This is a genomic window from Streptomyces sp. SID14515, assembly GCF_010548505.1.
Lineage (GTDB): Bacteria > Actinomycetota > Actinomycetes > Streptomycetales > Streptomycetaceae > Streptomyces > Streptomyces caviscabies.
Map to the genome: position 1 here is coordinate 127,500 of NZ_JAAGMH010000130.1, position 17,708 is coordinate 145,207.

Here is a 17,708-nt window from a genome sequence, read left to right on the forward strand (position 1 = left end):
GCTGTACGGCGTCGGGGCCCGCCGCATCCCGGCGGCGGCCGGGTGGGCCGCGCCGGGTCGGCTCACTCCGGCAGCGGGGTCCCGGGGCCGGGCGCGGCGGCGCACGCGGCGTCCAGCCGGATGCGGTGGGCCGTCACGGCCTCGGGATCGTCGATGAGGTCGACCCGCACGCCCGGGGTCTCCAGCACCGCCTGGTCCCCGATCTCGGGTGCGGGCACCCGGAAGATGTGCAGCGGCGGTACGCCGGTCAGGGCATGCGGCGGGTGGTCCATCGGCACCACCTGGACGGTGACGTGCTGCTCCTTCATCGCCTCGGCCAGCGCGGCCCGCTGCTCCGCCATGGTCTCCCGGTCGCCGACCCGCGTGTGGAGGGCCACTGCCGGGAACAGGGCCCAGAGGGCGGCCCCGCGCTCGCACATGCGGCGGCGGCGCTCCCGCAGCAGTTCGACGCGGCGCTCCCGGCGGGCGGGGCTGTCGTCGGGGTACTGCGTACGGTGGAGTGCGGCGGCGTACGCGGGGGTACGCAGCAGCTCGGGCACGAGCGCCGGGTGCCAGGTCCGTACGAGGCTCGCCGAGGATTCCACGCCGATGACCTCCTGCTGCCAGCTCTCCATCGCGTCCCGCCAGCGGTGCCACCAGCCGGGCAGGTTCGCGGCTCCGAGTCCGGCCATGATGGGCTCGGCGACGGCGGGCGGTACGCCGTAGCAGCGGAGCAGTTCGCCGACCTGCCGGGCGTCGAGGCCGGTCTCGGCGCGTTCGATGCGCCGGACGGTGGCGGGGTGGGCGTCCAGCGCCTCGGCCGCGGCCCGCAGGCTGATGCCCGCGCGTTCTCGCAGCATGCGGAGGCGGACCGCGAGGACGCGGTGCTCCACGGTGGGACCTGAACGGGCTCGCATGCGCATACCTTCTCCGTCGAGCCCCGGGGCGGAGCATTACACACTCTGTCGCTTGCAAAGTATGCGTTTTGCGTCGAGAGTGCATACATGTCGGAAATAGTCAGTTGCGTGGAGCGCGCCCCCGATGACGGAGGTGTCCGAGGTGCCGGAGGTTCCCGAGGTGCGCACAGCTGGTGGGTTCCCCGATTGCCCGGAGGCGTGCCGGAGGCGCGTCACCGGGTCCAGGAGGCCATGCGGGCCTGGGGCGAACCGGCCGAACGGATCGAGGCGGCGGCGCTGATAGTGACCGAGCTGGTCACCAACGCCGTGCAGCACACCAGCACCCGGCGGATCCGCTGTCGGCTCCTGCGCTCCACGGACGGCGTGCGCATCTGCGTGTGGAACCGCGGCCGGGCCCGGATCCCTGCCCCGGCGGCCCCGGGCGACTCGACGGGCCTTCCCGTCGCCGGGGTCCCGGCGATGGGCGGCCCGGACGACGACTCGCTCGACTGCCTGTCCGAGGACGGCAGAGGGCTCATGCTCGTCGACGCGCTGGCCGCCCGCTGGGGCACCCGCGCCGCGCTGGCGGGCCGCCTCGTCTGGGCCGACGTCTGAGCCTGGCCCACGGCCTTCCCGTCCGAGCGGTCCGGGCCGCCCCCTGAGCGCTCCCTCGTGGCTTCCTCGCGCGGTCAGGCGGGAGCGGTACGGCACTCCGGGTGGCCCCAGCCGTTGGGGTTCTTCGCGATCGGCTCCTTGGCCGCGTACGGCTTTCCGCAGTGGCACCGGCCCGCGAAGCGCGCCTTGATGGTGCCGGTGGACCGCCCGCTCCGGGCCGCGCCCGCGGCGCCGCGCTCCTTCGTGCCGCCCGAAGCGCCGGACGCCTCCGCGCGGCCCTTCGTGGACCGCGCGGGCGCGGGCACCGGCAGTGCGGTGGCGCCGTGCGCCGTACCGGCCGGCTGCTGGGCCACGGCGGCTTCGCTGGCGGCCTGGTCGGCGAGGGCGTTGAGCGGGTCGCCGTTCACCTGGTGCGCGGGCACATAGCGGAACGTCACCGAGCGATCGGCGAGCAGGGCGTCGATGCGGGTGACCAGCTCACGGTTGGCGACGGGCTTGCCGCCGGAGGTCTTCCAGCCGTTGCGCTTCCAGCCCGGCAGCCACTTGGTCACGGCGTTCATGGCGTACTGCGAGTCCATCCGCACCTCGACGCGCACCGCCGGATCGGTGGACTCCAGCAGCTGAGCCAGGGCGGTGAGCTCGGCGACGTTGTTCGTCGCGGTGCCGAGCGGACCGGCCTCCCATCGCACCGGATTGCCCTGTGCGTCGGCGGCGACCCACGCCCAGGCGGCCGGTCCCGGATTTCCCTTCGACGCCCCGTCACACGCGGCGATGATGCTCTCGTTCATCCTCCGATCATGCCAGCCCCGCATGACCGTTCCGACCGGCCGGGCGACCGCCGTGGTCGCCGTGGCCACCGCGCTCAGGGCACGATCGAGTCCACGTAACCGCCGTCGACGCGCACGGCCGCACCGGTCGTCGCCGAGGCTTGCGCGGAGCTGAGGTAGACGACCAGGTTGGCGATCTCCTCGGGCTCGATGAGCCGCTGGATCAGGGACTGCGGGCGGTGCAGCCGCATGAACTCGCGCTGGGCCTCGTCCCAGGGCAGCTCCTCGTCGACGAGCTCGTAGACGAAGTCCTCCACGCCACCGGTGTGCGTGGGTCCGGCGATCACGGAGTTCACCGTCACGCCCGTACCGGCGGCCTCCTTGGCGAAACCCCGGGAGACGGCGAGCAGCGCGGTCTTCGACATGCCGTAGTGGATCATCTCGGCGGGGATCACGATCGCGGAGTCGCTGGCGATGTTCAGCACCCGCCCCCAGCCCTGCCCGGTCATGCCCGGCAGATAGTGCCGGATCAGCCGGACGGCGCTGAGGACGTTCGTGTCGAAGTACGTCCGCCACTCCGCGTCGGTGATCTCCAGCGGCGGCCTGGATCCGAAGATGCCGAGGTTGTTGACCAGGACGTCGGCCGTGGGCACGGCCGCGTACAGCCGCTCGGCGCCCTCCTCGGCGGTCAGGTCGCAGGCCACCGTCACGACGGAGGCGTCCGCCACCGCTGTGCGCAGGGTCGCCGCCGCCTCGTCCAGCCGGCCCGCGTTCCGTCCCGTGAGGACGACCTCGGCGCCGGCCTCGGCCAGCCCGGTCGCGATGGCGAGGCCGATGCCCTGCGAGGAGCCGGTCACCACCGCGTTCTTGCCCGTCAGATCGATGCGCACGCCGCTTCTCCCCTTGCCTGTTCGCCCGAACCGGCCCCGGGTCCATGGGGCCTCTCGCCTCCCAGGCTCGCACCGCCGCACCGCATCCGCTTGACCTCAACCATTGTTGAGGTCTTAGCGTTCCGAGTGAACCCGGGGCCGTACGGCCGACGGGATCCGCACACCGTCAGCCATCCGCAGGCCATCAGATTTCGGAGCGCCCCATGGACATGGAAGTCACCGCGTGGCATTCGCTGCACAGCGCGATGAACGCCCAGCAGGACCGCCGGCCGTTCTCCCGGGCGGCGTTGCGCCGCATCGTGCTCTTCGCCCGGCCGCACCGGCGGCGGATCTACCGCTTCCTGCTGCTGAGCGTCCTGACCGCGCTGCTCGCGGTGGCCACCCCGGTGCTGGCCGGAAAGGTCGTCGACGCGATCGTGAACGGCGAGGACACCGGTACGGTCACCCGGCTGGCCCTGCTCATCGCGCTCATCGCCGTCGTCGAGGCCGGTCTCGGTCTGCTCACCCGCTGGCTGTCGTCGACGCTGGGCGAGGGGCTGATCCTGGATCTGCGCACCGCCGTCTTCGACCATGTGCAGAAGATGCCGGTGGCCTTCTTCACGCGGACCCGGACCGGCGCCCTGGTCAGCCGGCTCAACAACGATGTGATCGGCGCGCAACGGGCCTTCAGCAACACCCTCTCCGGCGTCGTCTCCAACCTCGTCACGCTGCTGCTGACGCTCGCGGTGATGCTCACCATCTCCTGGCAGATCACCCTGCTCTCGCTGGTGCTGCTCCCGGTGTTCGTCGTGCCGGCCCGCCGGATGGGCGCCCGGATGGCCGGACTCCAGCGGGAGGCGGCCGACCACAACGCCGCGATGGGCACCCAGATGACCGAGCGGTTCTCGGCACCCGGCGCGACGCTCGTCAAGCTCTTCGGGCGGCCCGCCGACGAGTCGGCCGAGTTCGCCGCCCGCGCCGACCGGGTGCGTGACATCGGCATCCGTACGGCGATGGCCCAGTCGGCGTTCATCACCGCCCTCACCCTGGTCTCCGCCCTGGCACTGGCCCTGGTCTACGGGCTCGGCGGCTTCTACGCCCTGCGCGGCAGCCTGGAACCGGGGGCCGTGGTGGCGCTGGCGCTGCTGCTGACCCGGCTGTACGCGCCGCTCACCGCGCTGGCCGGGGCGCGGGTCGAGGTGATGAGCGCGCTCGTCAGCTTCGAGCGGGTCTTCGAGATCCTGGACCTGAAGCCGCTGATCGAACAGAAGCCGGACGCCCGAGCGGTGCCGGAGGGTCCGGTCTCCGTGGAGTTCGACCGGGTCTCCTTCGGCTACCCCACCGCCGAGAAGGTCTCCCTCGCCTCGCTGGAGGAGGTCGCCACGCTCGACGACCGGGGCGGCACACCGGTCCTGCACGACATCTCCTTCCGCGCCGAACCGGGCCAGATGATCGCCCTGGTGGGCTCATCCGGTGCGGGCAAGTCGACGATCGCGCAGCTGCTGCCCCGGCTGTACGACGCGGACGCCGGTTCCGTACGACTCAACGGTGTCGACGTACGCGATCTGAGCGCCGACTCGATCCGGGACACGCTCGGCATGGTCACCCAGGACGGGCACCTCTTCCACGAGTCGGTGCGGGCCAACCTGCTGCTCGCCCGGCCCGACGCATCCGAGGACGACATCTGGGACGCCCTGCGCCGCTCGCGGCTCGACGGGCTGATCGCCTCGCTGCCGGACGGGCTCGACACGGTGGTGGGCGAGCGCGGCTACCGGCTCTCCGGCGGGGAGCGCCAGCGGCTCACGATCGCCCGGCTGCTGCTGGCCCGTCAGCGGGTCGTGATCCTCGACGAGGCGACCGCGCACCTCGACTCCACCTCGGAGGCCGCGGTTCAGGAGGCGCTGGCCGAAGCACTGGCGGGCCGGACCGCCCTGGTGATCGCCCACCGGCTCTCGACCGTACGGGCGGCCGACCGGATCCTGGTCGTGGAGGCGGGCCGGGTCGTCGAGAACGGCACGCACACCGAGCTGCTGGCGGCCGGCGGGCGGTACGAGCAGCTGTACCGCACCCAGTTCGAGCGGCCGCCGTCGGACGGGAAGCGACAGGTCCAGCCGGCCCACTGACCCGGCGCCCCGCCCCCGCCCCCGCCGTTCGGCCGGATCTCACCGGCCGGACGGCGTCAGCGTGTGCCGATGCGGGTGAGAGACGGCCGCTCGGCGGTACGCAGTCGGCGCAGCGCGTGGCCGCCGCACCGGCGCCACTCCTTCGGCGACACCCGCGGCCGGTGCCCGCCGTTGGTGACGAGCGCGTTCACCGACGTCATCGGGTCCGCCGCCATGGTCTTGGCCAGCAGCACGCCGACCACCAGCGGGAGCAGCGTGACGGCCAGGGCGGAACCGGCGGTCGTGACGTGCTGGATACGGGGGCGGCGCGGCGCTTCGGAGGTCATACGGCCATCGAACAGCGGCCCGTGGTCCTGAACATCGGGGAAGGTACTCAGGGGCACAGGACCTGCATACTCAGGCGCTCGCGGGGGGACGCTCACAGCGGCCGGGCACATGGCTCCCGGTCGGCCGCTGGAGCACGGAAGGACCGCCTCGATGGGTGACAGCCAGGGACGTATGGGCGAGGGTCACGGAAGTCCTGCCGCCGCGGTGTTCGACGCGCTGGGCGCGGAGTACGAACAGGCCTTCGCCTCCTCGGCCGCCCATCGCGCCTCGCTGGAGAGACTGCTGGCGGACCTCGCGCCGGGGAGCCGGGTGCTGGACGTGGGCAGCGGGACGGGCCGGCCCACCGCGCAGACCCTGACGGAGGCGGGGCACCGGGTGCTGGGCGTCGATGTGTCGCCGGTGATGTGCGCGCTCGCCGCCCGGCAGGTGCCGGGGGCCGAGTTCCGGTGCGCGGACATCCGTGATCTTCCCCTGGACGAAGCCGAGTTCGACGCGGTCTGCGTGTACTTCTCGCTGCTGCAGCTGTCGCGTGGCGAGCAGGGCGAACTGCTGGAGCGGCTCGCCCGGTCGCTGCGGCCCGGCGGGCTGCTGGCCGTCGCGACGGTGCCGGTGGACGTCGCGGACGTCGACGCGGTGTTCATGGGGCAGCCGGTGCGGGTCTCCAGCTTCGGGGCCGAGGAGTTCGCCGCGCTGATCGTGCGGGCGGGGGTCTCGGTGGAGTGGACGCACAGCGCGCTGTTCACTCCGGACCATCCGGCGGGCGCACCGGAGCCGCACCTGTTCCTGCACGGCCGCCGCAACTAACGGCACAGCGTTCCCACACGGCACGCCTTGACCATTGGCGATCACAAAGAACAAGCCGAATGAATGACAAGGATGGCGCATTCGCGTTCCTTCACAAGAAGGTAATGCGATAGCAAAGTTCTGGTCTATATGCTCAGCTGTAGTCGTATCCGCGAGGAGCGACCGGAGTGAGTCTCATGACGGCTGCCATCCGGCATACCGCGAGGTGAGACACCTCCCCCATTCCGAACATTCATACGGATACAAACAGCACATTCGTCAATATGACCCGACCACACCGCTCCCCGGCACCGCCGGATGCAGGAGGCAGGCCACCATGCAGTCCCTCGTAGACCACGCCCGGACATTCACCGAGCACGTCGCCGCGAACGCAAAGGATTTTGAACGTCTCGCGGACGGCCAGACCCCCGAAGCACTCTTCGTCACGTGCTCCGATTCACGTGTCGTCCCTTCGCTGTTCACCGGCGCCCGCCCGGGACAGCTCTTCGAACTCCGCACCGCCGGCAACATCGTGCCGCGCTACCCCGCGCAGGACCGGCCCACCGGCGAGGCCGCGACCATCGAGTACGCGCTGCGCATGCTCCAGGTGCGCGACATCATCGTGTGCGGGCACTCCCACTGCGGCGCGGTGGGCGCCGTGTTCCGCGGCGACGACCTCTCCGCCATGCCCGCCGTCCGCCACTGGCTGGAGCACTCCACGGACGGCAGAGATCCGGCCGCGGACCCCGCCGACCTCCCCGGGGCGATCCAGGCCCACGCCCTCGCCCAGCTCGACACCCTGCGGGGCTACCCCGCGGTGCGCGAGCGCCTCGCCGAGGGCTCCCTCGGCCTGCACGCCTGGTACTACGAAGTGGACACCGGTTCCATCAGCGTTCACCGGCCTGAGCGCGCGACCGAGTTCGCCCGCCTCTGACGGCTTCCCTCCCCCCACCCTCACGTGCCCGGCCCCGGCCGGGCACGACCGTATCGACAAGGGAATCCACCCGTGATCTCCGCGAAGGAACTCAAGAACCCCCACGTCGTACGACGTGACCTGCTGGCGTCACTCGTCGTCTTCCTGGTCGCGCTGCCGCTGTGCGTCGGCGTCGCCGTCGCCTCCGGAGTACCGGCCGAACTGGGCCTGGTCACCGGCATCGTCGGCGGGCTCGTCGTCGGCTTTCTGCCGGGCAGCAAGCTCCAGGTCAGCGGACCCGCCGCCGGACTCACCGTGCTCGTCTTCGAAGCGGTCAAGGAGTTCGGCCTCAGCACGCTCGGTCCGATCGTGCTGGCCGCCGGACTGCTCCAGGTGGTGCTGGGCCTGGCGCGCTTCGGCCGCTGGTTCCGCGCCATCTCCGTCTCCGTGGTGCAGGGCATGCTCGCCGGCATCGGCCTGATCATCGTGCTCGGCCAGGTGTACGCCATGGCCGACACCGAACAGCCGGGCAGCGGGCTCGCCAAGCTGGCCGGACTCCCCGGTCTCGCCGCCGAGATCGTCACCAACCAGGAGGCCCTGACCGCGTTCGGCCTCGGCGCCGGAACAGTCGCCGTGCTGCTGCTGTGGCCGAAACTCCCGGCCACCGTGCGCATCGTCCCGGCGCCCCTGGCCGCGGTCGCGCTCGCCACCGCCGTCGCTTCCCTGGCCGGGCTGCGGCCCGCGGTGGCCGATGTGAACGGACTGCTGCACGCCATCGCCCCGCCCGGCGGGGCGGAGTTCGCCCGGCTCGCCGATGTGGCGGTCATCGGCACCGTGCTGGCCTTCGCCCTCATCGCCTCGGCCGAGAGCCTGTTCAGCGCGGCGGCCATCGACCGGATGCACGACGGCCCCCGTACCGACTACGACAAGGAGCTGGTGGCCCAGGGCGTCGGCAACACCATCTGCGGGGCGCTCGGGGCACTGCCGATGACCGCGGTCATCGTCCGCAGCGCCGCCAACGTCCAGGCCGGGGCGACCACCGCGCTCTCCCGGATCGCCCACGGTCTGTGGCTGCTGCTCTTCGCCGCGCTGCTGCCGGCCGCCGTCGGGATCATCCCGCTGGCCGCACTCGCCGGGATCCTCGTGCACGCCGGGTGCAAGCTGGTGCCCGCGAAGGAGTTCGGCCCGCTGTGGCGCGAACACCGGGGCGAGGCAGTGCTGTTGGCGATCACCGCGATCGCCATCGTGGTGACCAACCTCTTCGAGGGGGTCGTGCTCGGCCTGCTGCTGGCCGTGGTCAAGTCGGCCTGGGAGACCTCGCACGTACAGCTCACCACCCACCAACTCACCGGCGGCCGGGTCGTGGTGACCCTCACCGGCAACGCCACCTTCCTGCGACTGCCCCGCATCCTGGAGCAGTTGGAGCAGCTCCCGCAGGATCAGCCCATAGAGCTGGACCTGACCGGGCTGCGCCATCTCGACCACGCCTGCCGGGTCGCCCTGGAGAACTGGGCGCGCCGGCACAACAACGCGGAGATCGAGCCGGTGACGATCCGCCGGTAGCTCCTGCCCGGGCGGCGGCGAGCAGATCCAGCGAGTGGCGGCACCGGTTCCGGTGCCGCCACGAAGTCACCGGATCAGGCGGCCTGCGCGAGGAGTTCGGCGCGGCCGAAGAGGAGCGCGTAGCCGGGCGGCAGTTGGGCGACGATCCGAGCGATGAGGTCGTCGCCGACCACTGCGGCGATCTGGCTGAGGACGACGCCTGCGTCCCACCGCGCGGTCGCCGGAGTGCCTCCGGTGCGCTCGGCGAGATCACGGACGAAGGCGGCTCCGGAGAGCTGCCGCACCGCCGGAACTTCGGCGGTGAAGACCAGAGCGGCCTCTCTGGGCAGTGCGGCGGCGAGCGCGACGCGTTCGTCGCCGGTGACCTGACGGCCGAGCGCGCCCAGTACCGCGCGCAGGCTCTCCTCGGCGCGTTCGCATGTCGGATAGGCGCCCTCGTAGCGGATCTTCTCCAGCAGACGGCCTGTCGTCATGCCCGCCGGTGCGTCGGCGTTCCGAGGGTCGTGGATCATCGTGGCGGCAGCCCTTCTCGTCGGTGGGAATGGGTAAGCCAGGGCCTTTCGTCCGGATCGGGCCGGTGCCCGCGAGCCCGGCCTGATCCGAACGAAAGGCCCTAGGTGGATCAGGTCAGGTGTTCTTCGTCTGCCCGCCGAAGAACACGTCGTAGTCGGGTGGCAGTTGAAGCAGGATGCGCCGGGTGAGTTCCTCGCCGGCCGCGTCCGCGACGACGCTGAGAACGGCTCCGACGTCCCACAGGGCTGTCTGTTCGCCGGCTCCCTCGATCCAGGCCGCGGTCGCGCGCACGAACCGCTCCGCGGAGAGCGGTTCGGCGGCCTGGAGCGGATTGAGCAGAATCAGCGCCATGGTCTCGGGGAGCCTGGCGGCCAGTTCGGCCCGTTCCCTGCCGACCAGGTGTGCGCCGAGGAGGGCCAGGACGACGCGCGCGGCGCGTTCGGCCTCCGTCCGCGTCTCGTACTCGCCGCGTTCCTGGATCCGGTCCAGGAACGCCTCCCATCGCAGCGTCACGTCAGCCGCCCCCTCGGGTGATGCGGGCGGGAGCCGGGACCGGAGGAAGAAGGGGAGATCCGTCCCGGCCCTCGCCGCTGTCGCGGGCCGACCTCCGTCAGCCCTTGATCTCCTTGTGCCGCGCGGCACCGCCGATGGCGATCTTGCGCGGCTTGGCGCGCTCGGCGATCGGGATGCGCAGAGTCAGCACACCCGCGTCGTAATCGGCGTCGATCCGCTCGGTGTCGAGCGTGTCCGCGAGGACGATCTGTCGGGAGAAGACGCCCAGCGGGCGCTCCGAGAGCTCCATCTGTACGTTGTCGGCGTTCACGGCCGGTCGGCGCTCGGCCTTGACGGTCAGCATGTTCCGCTCGACGTCGATGTCGATCGCGTCCGGCGAGACGCCGGGAAGATCGAAGGCCACCACGTACTCGTCGCCCTCTCGGTACGCGTCCATCGGCATCGCCGAGGGCCGCGACCATGTGCCGGGGCGCAGGAGCTGCTCGGTGATCCGGTCGAGCTCGCGGAAGGGGTCGGTACGCATCAGCATGGCGGAAACACCTCCAGTCGATCGGGCGAATAGCCCGCGCTTTTCACCTGACACCGTTGTAGCATGTCATCCATTCGATGACAAACGCATGTGTCGCCGAAAGGATGACAGCATCTTCGAGCACACCGAGGAGTCCCCGTGTCCACACCAGCCCAGCCCGAGCAGGCCCGCGGTCCAGGTCCGGACGCCGTCTCCTTCCTCGCCGCGTCCGCGGCCCTGAAGGCCATCGACGAAGCGGTCCGTGACGCGCACGCCGACGCCGGGGGTACGACCGGCTCCGCACCGGACACCGAACGAGCCCAGGCCCTGGCCTCGCTCCAGCTGTTGCGCGAGGTACGGGAGCGGCTGGCCGGCTGGGAGAGCGGACTGATCGAGGCGGCACGGGAGGCGGGAGCCAGCTGGGCCGACCTCGCCGACCCGCTGGGGGTCGCCAGCCGCCAGGCCGCCGAGCGACGCTATCTGCGGCTGCGCCCGGGCTCGGCGGGCAGCACCGGCGAGCAACGGGTGCGGGCGACGCGGGACCGCCGGGCCGGAGACCGGTCGATCACCGCGTGGGCCCGGCAGAACGCGGCGGACCTGCGGTCCCTCGCCGGGCAGATCATCGCGCTGACCGGCCTGCCGACCTCGGCGGATCCGTCGCTGGACCGGCTGCGGCGAGCGCTCGGCGGCGACGACGCCGCCGACCTGGTCACGCCGCTCACCGCGCTCCATCCGCATCTCGCGCCGGAGCACCGGCAGTTGGCGGACCGCGTCGACTCGCTCACCCGCCACACCAGCCGACTGCGCGAGGACACGGCCACGCGACGGCGGAGCGGCTGAACCACGGCGCGGCGGGCCCGGACGCCTCCGTCCGGACCCGCACGCTCGTCGGCCACGCCGCTTCCCGACCGTAGGACCAGGGCTGCGACTACGGCTGCCGCTGCGGCCGCGATTACGGCTTGCGGGCGACCAGGCCCCACTGGTCGACCGGCACCGCGTCGTCCTCCTCGGGCCGCCACCGGTCGATCGGGACGAAGCCCGGCTCGACCAGCTCCAGGCCCTCGGCGCAGCCGGTGATCTCCTCCGGTTCCCGGACGAGGTAGGGCGGGTTGTCGCCCGACGCGTACGCCTCCTGGGCCGCCAGCGTCTGCGGGGTCTTCACCGTGTCACAGAGCACCAGATGGCTTCCCGACGGCATCCGGGCCAGATACCGCTGGACGATCTCGATGCCCTCGGCCGGAACGAGGTGCCCGAGGGTCGAGAGCAGGAGCACGGCGACGGGCTCCGACAGGTCGAGCGTCTTCGCCGCTTCGTCCACCACCGTGTCCGTCGCGGACAGATCGGCGTCCACATAGGCCGTGCGGCCCTCCGGGGCACTGGTCAGGAGGGCCTCGGCGTGGGCGAGGACGATCGGGTCGTTGTCCACGTAGACGATCCGCGACTCGGGCGCGATGCTCTGCGCCACCTCATGGGTGCTGTTCGCCACCGGCAGCCCGGTCCCGACGTCCAGGAACTGGCGTACTCCCACCGAGACGAGATAGTGGATCGCGCGGATCTGGAACGCGCGCGAGGCGCGGGCGATGTCGACCATCTGCGGGTAGGCCGCGCTCACCACTTCGGCCAGCTCCCGGTCCACCGGGTAGTGGTCCTTGCCGCCCAGCCACGCGTTCCAGACGCGCGCCGAGTGGGGAACATCGGACCGGATGCTGCGGCGGAATTCGTCGTCGTCGACGCTCATGTCTCTCCTCTACTCGCTGTCCCTGCACGGCCGTTGACCGGATTCACCCTGGTCGGGGCCCCGGTGGCGACCGTACCCCGCCGTTCGGCGGCGCGCGGTGGAGACGGGGCCGCGGCACTCGTCCGTCCGGCTCAGCGGCCCTGGCGCGACGCACCCCGCAGCTTCCCGCCCATAGTCATTCTGCGCATCATGACCGTGACCATCAGTACGCAGTCGAGGGGCGTCCGCTCCCCGGCCGGGCCCTGCCGGACCGGGCGGTGCGGTGCGGTGCGGTGAGATACGCGTACGGGATGACATGCGCCGTCGCCGTATGCGTCTCAGGTCGCACACGGTTACGACGTGAGCGCGATGCGGCGGGCCGCGGCCCGGCCGGACGATGTTCGCATGACCGAACCGACCGCGGGGCTGCCCTTGTCCGCCCCGGAAGCCCTCACGGTGCTCGGCGCCCTCGTCCTCGTAGCGGCCCGCTGGCTCCCCGACCGGCTGCGCGGACCGGCCGCGCTCGCCGCCGGAGCGTGGCTGGCCGGGTCGGTGACCGTCCTCGTCGTGACCGGGCTGCGCTGGCAGCTGGTCCCGGTGGTCGTCGCGGCGGCCGTCGCCGGTGGGTTCGTGCTCGCTCCGCTGCTGGCCCGGCGCTCCGGCCGCACACCGTGGCGGGCCCGGTGGTGGCTGGCGGTGCCGGGTTCCGCGGTGTGCGCGGCGCTCGTCGCGGCGGGGCCGGTGTCCGTATGGGCCTTTCCGGTACCGCGGTTCCCCGCGCCGTCGGGGGACTTCCCGGTGGGCACCGAGAGGCTGGAGTGGTCCGCGCGTCCCGCCGGAGCCGGCCGGGACGTGGAGCCGCGCACCCTCGTGGTGCAGCTCTGGTACCCCGCCGGCCGGAGCGGACCGGACGCCCGGCGGGCGCCGTACCTCGGGCGTACGGAGGCGGAGGCGCGTACGGTCTCCGCGGGGCTGGCGGACTACGCGGGGGTCCCCGGATTCCTGCTCGACTCCCTGCCGCGCTCCCGGAGCCACGCGGTGCCCGGTGCACCCGTGGCGGACGGCGGCGGGCGCTTCCCGGTGGTGCTGTTCTCGCCCGGGCTCGGCGGTGTGCGCACCCAGAACACCGCCTGGGCGGAGGAACTGGCCTCCCACGGCTATGTCGTGGCGGCCGTCGACCATCCGTACGACTCCGCCGCCGTGGTCCTGTCGGACGGGCGGACCCTCCGCACCCGGGTCTCGGCCACCGGCGACCGGGCGAAGGACCGGGCCCTGGCGGAGGGGTGGACCCGGACGCGCGCCGGTGACCTGCGGGCGGTGCTCAGCCGGCTGGAGCGGCTGGACCGGGGCGAGGTCGAGGGGCCGCTGGCCGGGCGGCTCGACACCGGGCGGGCCGCGGCGGCCGGGCATTCGCTCGGCGGCGCGGCAGCGTTGCAGGCGGCCCGTCAGGACCGCCGGTTCGACGCGGTCGTCGATCTGGACGGCTTTCCGCACGGGCCCGTCGGCGGTCGTTTCGAGCAGCCCGTGCTGGCTCTGACCCAGGAGATCGGGCCGGGAACCGACCCGGACTATCTGCCCCGGCTGACCCGGGTGCTGGAGCTCAGCGACACGACGAGCTACCGGCTGACCGTGCCCGGGGCGGCGCACCTCACCTTCACGGACGCCCCGCTCTATCTGCCGCCGGTGCCCGGCGTCATCGGCTCCCTGGGCCGTACGGAAGGCCCTCGCATCACCGCAGGCGCGACCCTGTCCTTCCTGGACGCCACCCTGCGCGGCACCGCCGTCGATCTGCCGGCCGCGCTCTCCCCGTACGGGGAGGTGACGGTGCACCGGCCGGAGGGCACCGGCCGAGCCTGACCGCCCCGCGCGTAAGCGCTCAGGCGTCCGGGGCCTCGGGTGCCACCAGCTCGTTGAGCTTCCCGAACGGCACATGCACGCTCGGGGTGGTCCGCGAGGTGCTCTCCAGGTGGCCCTGCTGGTCGTCGAAGAAGATGTGCGGCTTCAGGATCTTCATGATCCGGCCCTTGTCGATGCCACCGAGGAAGAACGCGTCGTTGACGGTCACGCCCCAGCCCTTGAGGCTCTGCACCGCCCGCTCGTGCGCGGGCGCGTCGCGCGCCGTGACGATGGAGACATGCAGGCGGGTCCGGTAGTCGGGATTCTTCCGGCGTTCCTGCTCCTCGCGCTGCTGGATCCGGTTCACGTTCGCCAGGAAGTCCCGCAGCGGCCCGGCGTCGTGCGGAACCCCGGCGTGGGTGACCTCGTGGGCGCGGAACTTCTCGATCCCGCCCTCCTGGAACACCTGCTCCGACGCGTCCGTGGCCAGGACCCCGTCGAAGTCGAAGGAGATCCGCAGGTCGTGGTCGTCCGCGTCGTCCTCGTAGGGGGCGCCCAGGACGTGTCCGGCGGGCAGCCCGGCGGCGACCGCCTCCCGGACGTCCTGTTCGTGGGCCGACAGGAACAGGGACATGTTGAGGGCGGGCATGAACCGGTGGGGCGAGCGGCCCTGCATGAAAATGGCCCGGCTGATGGGCAGGCCGTGGCTCTCTATGGAGCGCATGACCCGCAGTCCGGTGTCGGGGTCGTTGCGGGACAGGACGATGACCTCGACCAGCGGGTCGTTCACCTCGCCCAGGTCGTTCAGCGACAGCAGACGCCGGATGAAGGGGAACGCGGTCCCCGGGCGGAGCCGGTCGCCGAGGTGCTGTTCCTGGTAGGCGCGGTAGCCCTCCTCGCCCTGTTCCTGGAAGACGGCGTCCGACTCGGTCAGGTCGAAGAGAGCGCTGGACGCGATCCCGATGACCAGCCGGTCGGCCAGTTCGTAGTGCACGGCACTCCCTCCGGTCAGCACCTTGCCGACGCGCCCCAACTATCGCACCGTCGCACGGCTGTTCGCGCACGGGCCAGGTTCCTCTTTACTGGCCGGTAGACATCTATGCGACGCAGGTCACACTCCTCTACGGTCGGGGCACTGCCCCGGCCCCTCCACCTCGGTGAGCCGCCGACCGGGCCCGGGCAACCCGTCTCCCGCCCCAGGAGGTTCCATGCCACCCCCCACCACCCGCCGCTCCCGGCGCAGGCTCCCCGTCGCGGTGCTCGCCGCCGCCCTCGGAGCGGTCACCCTCGGCGCCCCCTCCCCCGCCTCCGCTTCGGGCGCCGCCGACGACGGGGACTATCTCGTCGGGCGCGGCATCGCCGATGTCACGGGCGAGGCCGCCGAGACCGGGATGATGGGCTACTCCAGCTTCGACCAGAAGACCTCGGGCATCCACCAGCGCCAGCGGTCGCGCGCCTTCGTCGTCGTCGACCGGTCGAGCGGCAAGCGCGTGGTGTACGTCAACGCCGACCTCGCGATGATCTTCCAGTCCGTCCAGCAGGGGGTCATCTCCCGGCTGAAGGAACGTTACGGAAGCCTGTACGACGAGGAGAACGTCCTGCTGTCGGCCACCCACACCCACTCGGGGCCCGGCGGACACTCCCACCACGTCGCCTACAACCTCTCCGTCCTCGGCTTCCAGAAGGAGACCTACCGGGCGATCGTCGACGGCATCACGGACTCCGTCGCGAAGGCCCACGAGGACCTGAAGCCCGGCACGATGAGCCTGGGCACGGGGACGCTCACCAACGCCAGCGTCAACCGTTCGCGGGAGGCGTTCGACCGCAATCCGGCGGCCGACCGGGCGGCCTTCCCCGACGCGATCGACCCGGCGATGACCGTGCTGCGCTTCAAGCAGGGCGACAAGGACGCGGGCGCGATCAGCTGGTTCGCCACCCACAACACCTCGATCACCAACAAGAACACGCTGATCAGCCCGGACAACAAGGGCTACGCCGCCTATGCCTGGGAGCACGACCACGAGGGCGTGCGCTATCTCGACGACTCCCCCGGGTTCGTCGCTGCCTTCCCCAACACCAACGCCGGCGACATGTCGCCGAACCTCAATCTGAGGCCGGGGTCGGGCCCCACCGAGGACGAGTTCGAGAACACGCGCATCATCGGCGAGCGGCAGCTCGACAAGGCCCGCGAGATCTACGACGCCGCCCGGCCGGTGGCCGGAGGCGTCGACTCCAAGCTCGCCTACGTCGACATGGAGAACGTGACCGTACGCCCGGAGTACACCCCGGACGGCAAGGAGCACCGCACCTGCCCCGCCGTCGTGGGCGCGTCCACGCTGGCCGGCAGCGTCGAGGACGGCCCGGCGATCCCCGGCTTCGAGGAGGGCACCCGCACCCCGGTCGCGGGCATCATCGACGCGCTGCGCATCGACACCCCGTCCTGGCTGCAGACCTGCCAGTACCCGAAGGCGAGCCTGATCCCGACCGGCCTGCTGAGCAACGTCCACCCAGTCACTCCGAAGACCCTTCCGCTGCAGATCATGAAGATCGGCGAGCTGCATCTGGTGGCCGCCCCGGGCGAGTTCACGATCACCTCGGGTCTGCGCGTGCGCCGCACGGTGGCCGAGCGGCTGGGCGTCCCGCTGGACCGCGTCCTGCTCCAGGGGTACGCCAACGCCTACAGCCAGTACGTCACGACGCCGGAGGAGTACGACACCCAGAACTACGAGGGCGGCTCCACGCTGTACGGCCGCTACACCCTGCCCGCCTACCAACAGGAGTACGACCGGATCGCGACGTCCCTGCGCGAGGGCACCGACCCGGAGCGGGGCACGGCGCCGCCGGACGAGTCGGCGCGGCAGTTCACCTTCCAGACGGGGGTCGTGTACGACAACCCGCCCTCGGGCAAGGCGTTCGGCGGGGTCCTGAAGGCCCCGGAGGCCTCGTACGCGCGCGGCTCCACCGCGACCGTCGAGTTCGCGACCGGGCACCCGAAGAACAACGTCCGCCGGGGCTCCACCTTCCTGGAGGTGCAGCGGCTCGAGAACGGCGTCTGGAAGCGGGTGCTGGACGACGGTGACTGGGAGACCACGTACCGCTGGAGCAGGCTCAACGGTCTGACCGGCACCTCGAAGGCCACGATCACCTGGGACATCGCGGCGGACACCGCGCCCGGCAGCTACCGGATCGTGCACCACGGGGACGCGAAGAACCTGCTGGGCAGGATCACGCCGTTCACCGGGGCGACGGGCGCCTTCACGGTCGGCTAGGCGGTCAGTCCGCGCGCGGGGTGGGCTGGAACCAGGCGGGGCCCTCGGTGAGGGCCTGCTTGATCCGGAACAGGGCGAACTCGCCGAGCGGCGGGAGCCCGTCCAGCGGGAACCAGCCCACTTCCAGCGACTCGTCGTCGTTGACCCGCGCCTCGCCGCCGGTCGCCCGGCAGCGGAAGGTGACGTCGAGATACTGGCAGCGGTCGCCGTTGGCGTACTGCACGGGCTCCAGCGCCTGGGTGAGCACCACCCGCTCGGCCACGCAGTGCACGCCGGTCTCCTCCAGCACCTCGCGCTCCGCCGTCGCCGCCGGCTCCTCGCCCGGCTCGGAGATGCCGCCGATGACCGACCACTTCCCGGTGTCCGCGCGCCGCCCGAGGAGCACCCGGCCCTCGTCGTCGAGGACGATGGCCGTCACCCCGGGCAGCAGGAGCAGCTGATGCCCGGCGGTGGCGCGGATCTCACGGATGAAGTCGGGAGTAGCCATGGATCCGAGCCTACGTGGCCGGATCGGCCG

General features: G+C 71.9%; 18 protein-coding genes. 8 read left to right on the forward strand and 10 right to left on the reverse strand.

Annotated features, from left to right (window positions below):
• Positions 1 to 62: 62 nt before the first annotated feature.
• On the reverse strand, positions 63 to 896 hold the full coding sequence (locus G3I54_RS31170) for a Scr1 family TA system antitoxin-like transcriptional regulator (RefSeq protein ID WP_164619490.1): 834 nt from the start codon (positions 894 to 896) through the stop codon (positions 63 to 65).
• 186 nt (positions 897 to 1,082) lie between these two features.
• Between G3I54_RS31170 and G3I54_RS31175 the strand changes: the two genes are divergently transcribed.
• Positions 1,083 to 1,490, forward strand: a complete 408-nt coding sequence (locus G3I54_RS31175; protein WP_164619492.1) for an ATP-binding protein — start codon at positions 1,083 to 1,085, stop codon at positions 1,488 to 1,490.
• A gap of 74 nt (positions 1,491 to 1,564) precedes the next feature.
• Here the strand turns inward: G3I54_RS31175 and G3I54_RS31180 are convergent, their stop codons facing one another.
• Together G3I54_RS31180 and G3I54_RS31185 are read right to left on the reverse strand one after the other, a co-directional pair.
• Positions 1,565 to 2,278, reverse strand: coding sequence for a ribonuclease H (locus G3I54_RS31180; protein WP_164619494.1), 714 nt, complete (start codon positions 2,276 to 2,278; stop codon positions 1,565 to 1,567).
• Between the two features lie 74 nt (positions 2,279 to 2,352).
• A complete protein-coding gene (locus G3I54_RS31185) occupies positions 2,353 to 3,147 on the reverse strand; it encodes an SDR family oxidoreductase (RefSeq protein ID WP_164619496.1) in 795 nt (264 codons plus the stop codon).
• Positions 3,148 to 3,350: 203 nt separating this feature from the next.
• Between G3I54_RS31185 and G3I54_RS31190 the strand changes: the two genes are divergently transcribed.
• Complete coding sequence (locus G3I54_RS31190; RefSeq protein WP_164619498.1) at positions 3,351 to 5,249, forward strand: ABC transporter ATP-binding protein; 1,899 nt, start codon at positions 3,351 to 3,353, stop codon at positions 5,247 to 5,249.
• 56 nt (positions 5,250 to 5,305) lie between these two features.
• Here the strand turns inward: G3I54_RS31190 and G3I54_RS31195 are convergent, their stop codons facing one another.
• Complete coding sequence (locus G3I54_RS31195) at positions 5,306 to 5,575, reverse strand: hypothetical protein (protein ID WP_098026669.1); 270 nt, start codon at positions 5,573 to 5,575, stop codon at positions 5,306 to 5,308.
• A 151-nt stretch (positions 5,576 to 5,726) separates the two neighbouring features.
• Between G3I54_RS31195 and G3I54_RS31200 the strand changes: the two genes are divergently transcribed.
• The 3 genes from G3I54_RS31200 to G3I54_RS31210 all read left to right on the forward strand — a co-directional run bounded on the left by G3I54_RS31200 (position 5,727) and on the right by G3I54_RS31210 (position 8,835).
• Positions 5,727 to 6,380 carry a class I SAM-dependent methyltransferase gene (locus tag G3I54_RS31200; protein WP_164619500.1) on the forward strand — a complete coding sequence of 218 codons (654 nt, stop codon included), beginning with the start codon at positions 5,727 to 5,729 and terminating at the stop codon, positions 6,378 to 6,380.
• Positions 6,381 to 6,696: 316 nt separating this feature from the next.
• Positions 6,697 to 7,293, forward strand: coding sequence for a carbonic anhydrase (locus G3I54_RS31205; RefSeq protein ID WP_164619502.1), 597 nt, complete (start codon positions 6,697 to 6,699; stop codon positions 7,291 to 7,293).
• A 72-nt stretch (positions 7,294 to 7,365) separates the two neighbouring features.
• Positions 7,366 to 8,835 (forward strand): SulP family inorganic anion transporter, encoded by a 1,470-nt coding sequence (locus G3I54_RS31210; RefSeq protein ID WP_164619505.1) that lies wholly within the window; start codon positions 7,366 to 7,368, stop codon positions 8,833 to 8,835.
• 74 nt (positions 8,836 to 8,909) lie between these two features.
• Here the strand turns inward: G3I54_RS31210 and G3I54_RS31215 are convergent, their stop codons facing one another.
• From G3I54_RS31215 to G3I54_RS31225, 3 genes are all read right to left on the reverse strand, one after another.
• On the reverse strand, positions 8,910 to 9,347 hold the full coding sequence (locus tag G3I54_RS31215) for a DUF2267 domain-containing protein (protein WP_164619507.1): 438 nt from the start codon (positions 9,345 to 9,347) through the stop codon (positions 8,910 to 8,912).
• 115 nt (positions 9,348 to 9,462) lie between these two features.
• On the reverse strand, positions 9,463 to 9,861 hold the full coding sequence (locus G3I54_RS31220) for a DUF2267 domain-containing protein (RefSeq protein ID WP_164619509.1): 399 nt from the start codon (positions 9,859 to 9,861) through the stop codon (positions 9,463 to 9,465).
• A 97-nt stretch (positions 9,862 to 9,958) separates the two neighbouring features.
• On the reverse strand, positions 9,959 to 10,390 hold the full coding sequence (locus G3I54_RS31225; RefSeq protein ID WP_164619511.1) for an Hsp20/alpha crystallin family protein: 432 nt from the start codon (positions 10,388 to 10,390) through the stop codon (positions 9,959 to 9,961).
• 138 nt (positions 10,391 to 10,528) lie between these two features.
• Between G3I54_RS31225 and G3I54_RS31230 the strand changes: the two genes are divergently transcribed.
• Positions 10,529 to 11,209 carry an HSP18 transcriptional regulator gene (locus G3I54_RS31230; protein WP_164619513.1) on the forward strand — a complete coding sequence of 227 codons (681 nt, stop codon included), beginning with the start codon at positions 10,529 to 10,531 and terminating at the stop codon, positions 11,207 to 11,209.
• A gap of 112 nt (positions 11,210 to 11,321) precedes the next feature.
• On the opposite strand, the gene G3I54_RS31235 is transcribed toward G3I54_RS31230, so the two are convergent.
• The gene (locus G3I54_RS31235) at positions 11,322 to 12,107 is read right to left on the reverse strand and encodes an SAM-dependent methyltransferase (RefSeq protein ID WP_164619515.1); all 786 of its coding nucleotides are present in this window, start codon (positions 12,105 to 12,107) and stop codon (positions 11,322 to 11,324) included.
• Positions 12,108 to 12,491: 384 nt separating this feature from the next.
• Here G3I54_RS31235 and G3I54_RS31240 point away from each other — a divergent pair, with 384 nt between their 5' ends.
• Positions 12,492 to 13,943 (forward strand): hypothetical protein, encoded by a 1,452-nt coding sequence (locus tag G3I54_RS31240; protein ID WP_164619517.1) that lies wholly within the window; start codon positions 12,492 to 12,494, stop codon positions 13,941 to 13,943.
• 19 nt (positions 13,944 to 13,962) lie between these two features.
• Here the strand turns inward: G3I54_RS31240 and G3I54_RS31245 are convergent, their stop codons facing one another.
• Positions 13,963 to 14,916, reverse strand: coding sequence for a 5'-nucleotidase (locus G3I54_RS31245; RefSeq protein WP_164619562.1), 954 nt, complete (start codon positions 14,914 to 14,916; stop codon positions 13,963 to 13,965).
• A 214-nt stretch (positions 14,917 to 15,130) separates the two neighbouring features.
• Here G3I54_RS31245 and G3I54_RS31250 point away from each other — a divergent pair, with 214 nt between their 5' ends.
• Positions 15,131 to 17,191, forward strand: coding sequence for a neutral/alkaline ceramidase (locus G3I54_RS31250; RefSeq protein WP_164619519.1), 2,061 nt, complete (start codon positions 15,131 to 15,133; stop codon positions 17,189 to 17,191).
• Between the two features lie 4 nt (positions 17,192 to 17,195).
• On the opposite strand, the gene G3I54_RS31255 is transcribed toward G3I54_RS31250, so the two are convergent.
• Entirely contained in the window at positions 17,196 to 17,678 is a 483-nt protein-coding gene (locus tag G3I54_RS31255) for an NUDIX domain-containing protein (RefSeq protein ID WP_164619521.1), read from the reverse strand.
• Positions 17,679 to 17,708: the final 30 nt, after the last annotated feature.